This window comes from Vicinamibacteria bacterium (assembly GCA_035620555.1).
GTDB lineage: Bacteria > Acidobacteriota > Vicinamibacteria > Marinacidobacterales > SMYC01 > DASPGQ01.
The window spans coordinates 1-10,244 of the sequence record DASPGQ010000113.1; the positions used below are offsets into that span (position 1 = coordinate 1).

The following is a 10,244-nucleotide window of genomic DNA, read 5'->3' on the forward strand; positions in this document are numbered from 1 at the left end:
CGACGGCACCGCAATCAAGCAAAGCGTCGTGCAGTTCGACATCGACATGTCGCTGTGCTGTTACTGCCAGCTTTGCGTCTACCCTTGCCCCACGAACTGCATCGTGATGACCCCCGAGTTCGAGTTCGCCGAGGTCCAGAAAACCAACTTCCTCTATCGTTTCGCAAAGGAAAACCCGGCGCCGCCGGAGACCGATCCTGCGGGCGTGAAAGCTGGCTGAGAAGAACCATGGATGCCCCAACCGTCATTTTCTGGCTCTTCGCCGCGTTGATGATCGGATCCGCCGTCGTGGTGGTGCACGGAAAGAACCTCGTTCACTCCGCCTTCGCGCTTCTGGCGACTTTCTTCAGTGTGGCCGTTTTCTACGCGCTCTTGGGCGCCGACTTTCTCGCCGGGGCTCAGGTTCTCATCTACGTCGGAGGGATTGTCACACTCCTCGTATTCGGCGTGATGCTCACCAACCGTATCTATAACGTGAATCTGCGCACCGGTACGTTTCAAGTACTGCCGGCCGCGCTGGTATCGTTGGGCGTGTTCGTGACCCTCTTTCTCGTCGTTCGCAGAACTCCCTGGCGAGAGGTTTCCCTAATCGAGGAAGGTCCCACGACCGGTCGAATCGGCCAGTCGCTGATGACCGACTACGTTCTGGCCTTCGAGATCGCCTCGGTTCTCCTGCTGGTCGCGCTACTTGGAGCGGCGATGCTCGTTCGACGGAGGTCCGACCTGTGATTCCGCTCGAGCACTACCTCATCGTTGCCGCGGCCTTGTTCTCCCTGGGACTGTTCGGCCTTCTCACGCGGAAGAACGCCATCAACGTCTTGATGTCGATCGAGCTGATATTCAACTCGGCGAACATCAACCTCGTTGCGTTCTCGCGTTTCGTGTCGGGGGACACGGCGGGCCAGGTCTTTGCCCTGTTCGTCATCGTCATCGCCGCTTGCGAAGCGGCGGTGGCCCTCGCCATCGTCATGTCTCTCTACCGAATTCTGAAGAGCGTCAGTCTCGACGAAGCCTCGGTATTGAAAGGATAGGGCCGTGGAGCGCCTCGACACCATCGCCAGCCTCAAGTACTTCGCGCCGGAGATCGTGCTCGTCTTTACGCTCATGGCGGTGCTCCTGTTCGACCTGATCGCGATGAAGCGCTCACCTGCGGAACGCCGCCTGGTCATCGTGCTGCCGACGCTCATCGGTCTTTCGACCGCCCTCGTCTTCGCCTTGCAACTCTTTGACGCACCCACCGCGGGCCTGTTCTCCAACATGGTCGCTCTGGATGGCTTCGGTGCCCTCCTGCGGATCCTGTTCATCTTGACGGCCCTGTTCGTCCTACTCTTCACGATTCCCTCGCGGGAGCTCTCGGGGGTGCATCAAGGCGAGCTCCTCGTGCTCCTCGTCACGGTGACGGTTGCGCTCATCTGGATGGCGAACTCCATCAATCTGGTGATGATTTACCTGACTCTGGAGACCGTCTCGATCGCCTCGTACGTGATGGTGGGCTATCTCAAGACCGATCGCCTGTCCAACGAAGCCTCCCTGAAATACATCCTGTTCGGCGCGGTCTCGACCGGCACGATGCTCTACGGCCTGTCGCTTCTCTACGGCCTGACGGGAACGCTCGACGTCTACGGGATCCGCAGCGCGCTCCAGACCCAGGGCGCGCTGGTCGAGATCGGACCGGCCCTGATGATAAGCGTCCTCATGGTGTTGGCGGGGATCGGTTTCAAGATGGCGACCGTCCCCTTCCACTTCTGGTGCCCCGACGTCTATACGGGCGCCCCCACGCCGGTCACCGCCTTCCTGTCCGTAGGACCCAAAGTGGCGGGCTTCGCGGTTCTGGTACGCCTGTTCTACGGCGGGCTGGCGGCACCAGAGGGTGACGCGAGCTGGGCGATGGTGGGGAGCGTCGACTGGCAGTCGATTCTGATCGGCATTTCCGTGGTCACCATGACGCTGGGAAACGTTGCCGCGCTGCTGCAGACGAACCTGAAGCGGCTCCTGGCTTATTCGAGCGTCGCCCACGCGGGCTACATCATGATGGGCGCCGTCGTCCTCTCGGAAGAGGGTATCCAGGCGATGCTCGCCTATATCGTCATCTATCTCTTCATGAACCTCGGAGCGTTTCTCGTCGTCATCATCATCCACAACGGTGTCGGGAGCTTCGAGATCAGCGACTACGCGGGCATCTGGCGGCGTTCTCCGACGCTGACCATCGTGATGGGAATCTTCCTGTTCTCGCTGATGGGCATTCCGCCGTTCGCCGGCTTTCTCGCGAAATGGTACGTCTTTGCCGCGGTGATCGACGCCCAGCTCGGATGGCTCGCGGTCATTGGTGTCTTGAACAGTGCCGTGGGCGCGTTCTACTATCTGAAAATCCTGAAAACCATGTTCATCGACGGGGAAGAGACGCCGGCAGCCCCGTCGAGCTTGCCACTTCACCCCATATACGCGGGTTTACTTTTCGTGCTCGCCGTGCCTAATATTATTGGGCTCGTTCTGTGGGGATATCTAGATCGGATCACCGAGTACTCTCAGAAGCTGCTCGAGATCTTGTAACGAGACCAACCCAAGGAGGAAACCGAGAATGGCTTACATCATTGCCGAGCCTTGCATCGGCACGAAGGACACCGCCTGCGTCGAGGTTTGTCCCGTGGACTGCATCCACCCCACGAAGGAAGAGGCGGGATTCGAAGCGGCGAAGCAGTTGTATATCGACAACGATACCTGTATCGATTGCGGAGCTTGCGAGCCTGTCTGTCCGGTGACGGCGATCTTCCCCGAGGAAGAGCTTCCGGACAAGTGGAAAGAGTACGTCGAGATCAACGCTCAGTATTACCAGAGCTGAGCTCGGGACCAGGCTGTTTCGATGCCTGGTCCACCTTTTCCGTCTTCTCGAACCGATGCGGAGGGCCTTACTCCTCGGCCTCGCGGTTCTGCTTCCTACCTGTGCGCGTGACCCGGTTACGGGCAAGCGTGAGCTGGTCCTCGTCGGTGAGCAGGAAGAGATCGCCATGGGTCGGCAGGCTGCCCGTGAGGTCGACGCGGAGATGGGAATCTACTCCGACCAGGAGTTGAACGATTACGTCGAGGCCCTCGGACTGAAGATGGCCGCCGCCTCGGAGAGGCCGGCGCTGCCGTGGCAGTTTCGCGTGGTGGACTCGCCGGTAGTAAATGCCTTTGCCCTCCCGGGGGGCTTCATCTATCTCACCCGGGGCATCCTCGCCTACGTCGATAACGAAGCGGCGCTCATGGGAGTCATCGGTCACGAGATCGGACACGTGACCGCCCGGCACAGCGTGGAGCAGATCTCGCGACAGCAGCTCGCCGGACTCGGGGTCGGCCTCGGGACGATTTTCTTTCCCGAAGTACGCCCTTTCGGTGATGTTCTTGGGGGAAGTCTGGGGTTGCTCTTCCTGAAGTTCGGCCGGGACGCCGAGCGCGAATCGGACCGGCTCGGGGTTCGCTACTCGCTCGAACAGGGGTACGACCCGCGCGAGATGGCGGCATTTTTCGCGGTTCTGGGAAAGCTGGGAGGCGAGGAGAGAAACATCCCCGCTTGGGCTTCCACCCATCCGGATCCCGAAGAGCGGGAAGGGGCCATCCTCGCAATGCTCCAGAGGCAGGAGGAGGGCACGCTCCAGGTCGGCGAGGATCGCTACAAACGGGCGATCGAGGGTTTGGTTTTCGGTGAGAACCCTCGCGAGGGGTTCATGCAAGGCCGTCGCTTCCTGCATCCGGAACTGAAGTTCCAGCTAGAATTTCCCGAGGGCTGGCGGGTCCAGAACACGCCCCGGGCGGTTTACGCGGCCACCCGGGATGGCGGGGCGGCGATCCAGTTGACGGCTTCGCGCGTCGCGACCGGCACCGCGCCGGAGACTCATGCGCGAAGCTTTTTCGTCTCGAACCGGCTCGAGTACGGGACCGGGGAACGTTTGCGGGCCGGTCCCTTCTCCGCGTACCGCGCGCCTTTTCGCGGGCTCACCTCTTCGGGAGAAATTGTGGGTGATGCAGGCTTCCTCGTGGACGGGAACCTCGTGTACGAGCTCATCGGGATGACGCGTCCCGCGCAGTACCGGCGATACTCGCTAGTCTTTCGCGATGTCCTGGAGAGCTTCGATCGGCTTCGAGACCGGAGCGCACTCGAGATACAGCCCCTTCGCGTGCGACTCTTCGAGGTTCCCGAGACGATGCGGTTCGACGAGGCCTTGAGGCGAGCGGGCGTCGACGCCGAGCATTTCCGCGATCTCTCGCTCATGAATCAGCTCGAGGCTGCCGATATCGTCCCCCAGGGAACGCTCCTGAAGATCCTCGAGCGGGGCCCGGCTTGATTGGCCGCGGCTTCCGGATTGGAAGAATCCTGGGGTTCCCCATCAGAATCGACGTCTCGTGGCTCGCCATCGTATTTCTGCTGACCGTGAGCCTTTCCGCGGCCTTCGAGCAGAGCAATCCCGAGCTGGATCTGGCTTCTCGCCTTTCGCTGGGGCTGTCGGCGTCGTTCTTGCTCTTCGGATCCGTCCTGGCCCACGAGCTGTCACATGCCGTGGTGGCGCGCCGTCACGACGTGGGGATCCGCGGGATAACGCTCTTCATATTCGGAGGCGCGGCGGAGATGGTCGAAGAGCCGAAGCGCCCGCTGGCCGAGTTCCAGATCGCCATCGCCGGTCCGCTCATGAGCCTGCTTCTCGCGATGGCGTTTGCCAGCCTGCATCAGACCGCGCTCGATTCGGCACCGCCGCCTTTCGCGACCCTAGCCGAGCTCCTCTCGCGGATGAACTTCATGCTCGTCGCGTTCAACGCCGTACCCGGCTTTCCGCTGGATGGGGGACGGGTGCTGCGCGCCCTCTTGTGGGGAATCTGGGGGAAGCTGGCGCCCGCGACTCGCGTCGCCGCCGGCGTCGGAGCCTTTTTCGGATTCTTCGTCATCGCGTTGGGATTCGCCTGGATCTTCTTGTTGGACAACTTCATCGGAGGACTCTGGTTCGTATTCATCGGATTCTTTCTTCGAAACGCGGCCCGGACGAGCTATCACCAGCTCACGATGCGGGGTGCGCTTGCTGGCGTGAGGGCGCGCGACCTCATGACGCGGGACGTCGTGACCGTGGGTCCCGGATTGCGGCTCGCGGACGTCGTGGGTGAGATCATTCTGCCAAAAGGTGTGAGCGAGGTCCCGGTCGTCGAGGGAGGCCGGTTGCTCGGTATGCTGCGACTCCAGAATATTCGGGCCCGCGAAAAAGCGGCGTGGGAATGGCTCACGGCCGGGGACGTGATGAGTCGTGACGTCCTCGACGAGGCGATCCACCCGGACGACGAATCACTGAAGGTCCTTGCGCTGCTCGGCAACGAGGACCGCATGTTCCCGGTCGTCGAGGGGGGTCGTTTTCTGGGCCTGCTGTCGCGGGATGATGTCCTCCGCCGCCTGAAGCTCCACCTGGAGCTCGGCAGCAAGCTAACAAGCGAAGACGAGCAGGCAGCCCCCCAACGAGACCACGACGATTCCGAGCGTGAGCGCGAAGATGATCTTGAACGGAAGTAGCAAGAGCTCGAACGCGCCCCCTAGCGTCGCACCAAGGAGCTTGAACGGCAAGGCGATGAGACCGACGACTAGGCTTACGAGAACGCCCAAAACAGCAACAGCCACCGTCACGATGATGGCCACGGCGAGCCCCGAGAGGACCAGCAGCTCCAGCATTTCGCCAGATGATACGTTCGAGCGGCTCGACAAGTTCAGTCGGTGAAGATCGTTTTCGTAACCCCTGAGCTTTCGGGGTTCGCAAAAGTCGGAGGCCTGGCCGACGTGGCCGCCTCTCTTCCCCGGGCGATCGCGAGACTCGGACACGACGTGTCCGTCTTCGTTCCCCTCTATCGAGAGATCGACGGGCTTCGTCTGGTTCTCGACAATCCTCACCGGTTGTGGCATGCATCCCTTCATGGGATTCCGACGTATTTTCTCAAGAGCGCGGAACACTTCTCCGGCCGCTCGGTGTACGGCAACGAGGCGGGTGATTACGCCGACAACGCGTTCCGCTTCGCCTTTTTCTCGAGGGCCGTGGTCGAAGCGGTTCAGGCGGCGGGGCTCGAGCCCGACGTCGTCCATATCAACGACTGGCCCACGGCGCTCGCTCCCGTGTTTACCCGCGGGCGCCTCCCGACGATCCTGACGATCCATAACCTTGCCTATCAAGGAGTTTTTCCTCGGGAGTGGCTCGGCGCGCTCGGCCTGCCGAGAGAGCTCTTTCATATCGACGGTCTCGAGTTCCATGGAAAGATCAACTTCCTCAAGGGAGGCTTGATGACCGCCGATGCGCTCACCACGGTGAGCCCGACCTACGCGCGGGAGATTCAGGGACCCGAGCTGGGTGCCGGTCTCGACGGTGTGATGCGGCTCCGATCCAAGGAGCTGGTCGGCATCTTGAATGGGATCGAGCCCTCCGACTGGAACCCAGGGAGCGACCCGGCCCTGGTCGCGCGGTACACTTCCACCCGCCTCGAGGGCAAGCACGCGAACAAGGTCGCGCTCCAGAAGGAGCTCGGACTCGAAGTCGGAACCGAGGCACCTCTGTTCGGAATCGTTGGGAGACTCGATCGCCAGAAGGGATTCGACTTGCTTCTCGAGGCGACGCCCACGTTGATTGCCGAGGGCGCGCAGCTCGCCGTACTCGGCTCGGGAAGCTTCGAGACCCTTCGTCGCTTTCGGGCTCTTGCAGAGAAGAACCCCGGGAGGCTCGCGGCGGAGCCAGGCTTCAACGATGAGCTGGGCCGTCGAATCTACGCCGGGGCGGATTTCTTCCTCATGCCGTCGCGCTACGAGCCCTGTGGAATCGGTCAAATGATTGCGCTCCGGTACGGAACACTGCCCATCGTTCGGGAGACCGGAGGTCTCAGGGACACCGTTCGCGATCTGGATGCGGATCCCCAAACCGGAAACGGTTTCGTGTTCCGCGAATTCTCGGCCGACGACCTGTTGTCGGCCGTCCGGCGGGCCCTCCGGCTTTTCGAGGAGACGGGACGGCTTCGCCATGTCGTCGCCCGCGCCATGCGCCAGGACTTTTCCTGGAAGGAATCGGCGCGCCGCTACGAGGAAGTCTACGAACGCGTCGCGAGGCCGCGGACAGACGGTCCGGCAGACAGACTATAATGATGAGCTCAATGAGTAGAGCGCGTCTCACGGTCGTGATCCTGTTGGCCGCCGCCGGGAGCTTCCTCTCGGGGCTGCTTCTCCTCGACCACCATGGGGTCGCCTCGGCTTCGGGCATGGTCGATCAAGCTTGCGGGCCCGAGGAAGAGAGCGGTTGCGATCGGGTCTCGCAGAGTCGGTTCTCCTCGATCGGTGAGTTCTCCGTTGCTGGCATCGGCCTCGTTTTCTACGCTTCCGCGTTCTTCCTGGCGGCTCTCGCTTTGGTGGCGACCGACGCCGTGCGATCAGCGGCATCCGCGCTGGCCCTTCTGCTGGTCGGCGCCGCTCTGGTGGTGGACATGGTTCTTTTGGGGCTCCAAGTGTTCGAGATCGGTGCTTATTGCGCGCTCTGCCTCGCGACCTACGTGGTAAATCTGGGCGCGCTCGTGGTCCTGTTGCCCGCACGCAGATTCATCTCTTCATTGGGAAGGACATTCTTCGGCGGCGAGGGGCGGCCCGCTCTTCTCGTCTGGGCTGCCGGTAGTCTTGCGCTCCTCATCTTCATCGGGTTCGTCGAGCAGGGGCTCGCCTCCGCTGCGGCGACCGAAAGGCCGCTTCTCGGTGCGCCGATCGCATCTGTCGAGGAGCAGGTCAGCTCACTACCCGACCCTGAGCCAGCCCCCGCGGCCGAGTCCGAGCCCGCCCCCAGCGATTCGAACGGGGCAGACGGTGAGGCCGCGGCCAGAATCGAGGCTCTCGAAGCGGAGTTGGAGCAGTCGAGAACCGAGGCGCGGCAGCTTCGAGCGACTCTGGACGACCCGCAGAAATATCAGGAGTATCAGACGGAGAAAGCGACCCAGGAGTTCGAGAAAGAGCGCGTTCGAGACGTGGCTCTCGAGGGAATTCCTTTCAAGGGGCCAGCCGATGCGCCGATCCGCGTCGCGGAGTTCTCCGACTTCCTCTGTCCCTTCTGCCGCAATCTGGCGGGCGCCTTCGCCAATTACATGTCGCAGTCGTCGGGGCAGGTCGCGATCTACTACAAGAACTACCCGCTCGATCAGGCGTGCAATCCAGGTTTGTCACGGACCCTTCACGATGGCGCCTGCGAGCTCGCGCTCGGGGCGATCTGCGCCAACGAGCAGGGAAGGTTCTGGCCGTATCACGATCGGGTCTTTTCCTCGCCTCCTACCAATCCTTCGGTCGACGACGTCGTCGGCATCGCGAGTGAGGCAGGTCTGGATGGCGATACCCTTCGCCAGTGCATGGGATCACCGGCGGCCGAGCAAGCGCTCTCGGCCCAGATCCAGGAGGCGAAGCGGCTCGAGGTGACGTCCACGCCGACAGTTTTCATAAACGGCAAGAAGCTGCAACAGTTGGGGGGATTCCTCGCCGCCATCGAGTCCGAGGCCAAACGCCTGGGTCTCGATGGAAGCCCCTGACCACCTCGGTGTCGCCGCCCGCAAAACCGCGCTCGCCCGGGGTCATTGCGGAGAGGATTGCGGGGGCCCTCACTCTGCTCACGGTCACGGTGCCGTCGGTCGACTGCCAACAACTGACGGGTATCCACGCGGCGGCACGGGATGGCGATGTCGCTCGCGTCGAAGGTTTGCTGGATCAGAATCCGGGTCTGGTCAGCGCCGCAGAGGCAGCTGGCTGGACGCCGCTGCACTTCGCGGCCCAAGCGGGTCACGAGGAGGTCGTTGCGCTGCTCCTGACCCGTGGAGCCGATATCGACGCCAAGCTGAAGAGCGGTGGCGGCTCACCGCTGCACGTGGCGGCAACGGCCGGTCGCCCGGCAATCGTCTCGCTCCTGCTCGAAGCCGGCGCCGGGGCGAACACGAACGATGACAACGAATGGACCCCGCTGCATCGAGCCGCGATCGGTGGCCACCGGCTCGTCGCCGAGCGGCTTCTCGAAGGCGGTGCGAACGCACACGCCTGGAGCAACACGAGCGTCACGCCGATCGATGAGGCCCGGCGGAGTGGCCATGTCGGGTTGTCCACGTTTCTGGAGTCCCGAGGCCGGTCGACTCTCCCATTAGCCGAGAGGTTCGCGGACGATTGTCCGTGGTCCAGCGGCGAGAACGCCAACTTCGCCTTCGGATGCGATTCAGGCGCGTACCGGTTGCATCTCGCGCTGGCCGGGCCCGTTCACGTGGCGCAGAACTTCGGCTGGGATGTGCCGAGCGTCATCAGCGAGGTGGACGCGACGGTGGAAAGTGGCCGAGGGACCGAGACCGGAAAAGCTCTCGTCGGACTCGGCTGCCTTGCGAGTCGTCGTACCGGCTATGTGGGCATCGTAAATACCAACGGGAGCTGGGCGATCATGCGGCTCGACGGAGAGTTCCTGCAGCTGGCCGGCAGCAACGACGTCAACGCCGTTCCCGGTCTCGCGACGACGAATCGGCTTCGAATCGACTGCGCGCGTGAAGACTCGGGCGGAATCACGATAACGTTCTTCGCCAATGACCGGACGGTCGCCGCCGTTTCCGACGCGTCAGGTCCCGACCGGTTCAACGGTGTGTTCCTGTACACCGACACCTTCCCCGGCCTCGTCGCGTTCGAACGTTTCACCGCGCGCGTACCGCCCGGGCCAGACGAGGAAATCACGAAATAAGGTCGGCGACGGGGATTTCGACGTCCGGCATCCCGGGAACCTTCAAAACGTCGCCGGGGCGAGCTTCAAGAATCTCCCCGTACTCACCCTCGAGAGGGTTCCGGTGAATCCAGACGCGCGATCCCTCGAGGTCGACGATCCAAAGCTCCGTAGCTCCTGCCGCCGCATAACGGGACTTCTTGACAGACCTCTCGAGCCGGAGCGTGGTATCTGCAACCTCGATCACCAGAAGCGTGTCATGTGCATCGGGGATTCCGCCCGCGTAGTTGTCGGCTCGGGGCCTGAGCAGGACGACGTCAGGATAGAAGTCGTTGTCTTTCGATATGCCAAGAGGGTTCTGCACGTCGACGAGCGCGCGAGCGCCCACGCTTCGAAGTAGGAAATTCAACTTTCGAACGCAGGCCGCGTGCCGATGTCCGATAGGCGACATTTCTACTATCTCCCCGTCGACGAGCTCTAGGCGGTCGTCTTCCTGGAACACACCGGCATCGATCATGTTGCGAAACTCCTCGGTCGTGA

Annotated in this window: 12 protein-coding genes; 10 read left to right on the forward strand and 2 right to left on the reverse strand. The window is 62.5% G+C overall.

The genetic code is table 11. From position 1 onward, the window contains the following. The 7 genes from VEK15_04595 to VEK15_04625 all read left to right on the forward strand — a co-directional run. Window positions 1–220, forward strand: a 220-nt coding sequence (locus tag VEK15_04595) for a hypothetical protein (GenBank protein ID HXV59950.1), incomplete at its 5' end; no start/stop codon positions are given. A gap of 8 nt (window positions 221–228) precedes the next feature. Next, complete coding sequence (locus VEK15_04600; protein HXV59951.1) at window positions 229–729, forward strand: NADH-quinone oxidoreductase subunit J; 501 nt, start codon at window positions 229–231, stop codon at window positions 727–729. Beyond that, entirely contained in the window at window positions 726–1,031 is a 306-nt protein-coding gene (gene nuoK, locus VEK15_04605; protein ID HXV59952.1) for an NADH-quinone oxidoreductase subunit NuoK, read from the forward strand. Before VEK15_04600 ends, nuoK begins: the two co-directional genes overlap by 4 nt. A gap of 4 nt (window positions 1,032–1,035) precedes the next feature. Then, window positions 1,036–2,550 carry an NADH-quinone oxidoreductase subunit N gene (locus tag VEK15_04610; GenBank protein ID HXV59953.1) on the forward strand — a complete coding sequence of 505 codons (1,515 nt, stop codon included), beginning with the start codon at window positions 1,036–1,038 and terminating at the stop codon, window positions 2,548–2,550. A gap of 28 nt (window positions 2,551–2,578) precedes the next feature. Then, the gene (locus VEK15_04615; GenBank protein HXV59954.1) at window positions 2,579–2,839 is read left to right on the forward strand and encodes a ferredoxin family protein; all 261 of its coding nucleotides are present in this window, start codon (window positions 2,579–2,581) and stop codon (window positions 2,837–2,839) included. 55 nt (window positions 2,840–2,894) lie between these two features. Next, window positions 2,895–4,322, forward strand: a complete 1,428-nt coding sequence (locus tag VEK15_04620) for a M48 family metalloprotease (GenBank protein HXV59955.1) — start codon at window positions 2,895–2,897, stop codon at window positions 4,320–4,322. After that, window positions 4,319–5,527: a site-2 protease family protein gene (locus tag VEK15_04625; protein ID HXV59956.1), complete on the forward strand. Its 1,209-nt coding sequence runs from the start codon at window positions 4,319–4,321 to the stop codon at window positions 5,525–5,527. Before VEK15_04620 ends, VEK15_04625 begins: the two co-directional genes overlap by 4 nt. On the opposite strand, the gene VEK15_04630 is transcribed toward VEK15_04625, so the two are convergent. Beyond that, window positions 5,441–5,683, reverse strand: coding sequence for a hypothetical protein (locus VEK15_04630; GenBank protein HXV59957.1), 243 nt, complete (start codon window positions 5,681–5,683; stop codon window positions 5,441–5,443). The two genes, VEK15_04625 and VEK15_04630, sit on opposite strands and share 87 nt — an antisense overlap. Window positions 5,684–5,725: 42 nt before the next feature. Here VEK15_04630 and glgA point away from each other — a divergent pair, with 42 nt between their 5' ends. Genes glgA through VEK15_04645 form a run of 3 tightly spaced genes read left to right on the forward strand, consistent with a single transcriptional unit; the run spans window position 5,726 to window position 9,725 of the window. Next, window positions 5,726–7,129, forward strand: coding sequence for a glycogen synthase GlgA (gene glgA, locus VEK15_04635; GenBank protein ID HXV59958.1), 1,404 nt, complete (start codon window positions 5,726–5,728; stop codon window positions 7,127–7,129). An 11-nt stretch (window positions 7,130–7,140) separates the two neighbouring features. Continuing rightward, window positions 7,141–8,547, forward strand: a complete 1,407-nt coding sequence (locus tag VEK15_04640; protein ID HXV59959.1) for a thioredoxin domain-containing protein — start codon at window positions 7,141–7,143, stop codon at window positions 8,545–8,547. A gap of 8 nt (window positions 8,548–8,555) precedes the next feature. Continuing rightward, window positions 8,556–9,725 (forward strand): ankyrin repeat domain-containing protein, encoded by a 1,170-nt coding sequence (locus tag VEK15_04645; GenBank protein HXV59960.1) that lies wholly within the window; start codon window positions 8,556–8,558, stop codon window positions 9,723–9,725. Here VEK15_04645 and VEK15_04650 read toward each other — a convergent pair. Beyond that, window positions 9,715–10,244 (reverse strand): Uma2 family endonuclease (locus VEK15_04650; GenBank protein ID HXV59961.1); only part of this gene is annotated, 530 nt, incomplete at its 5' end. The genes VEK15_04645 and VEK15_04650 overlap by 11 nt on opposite strands.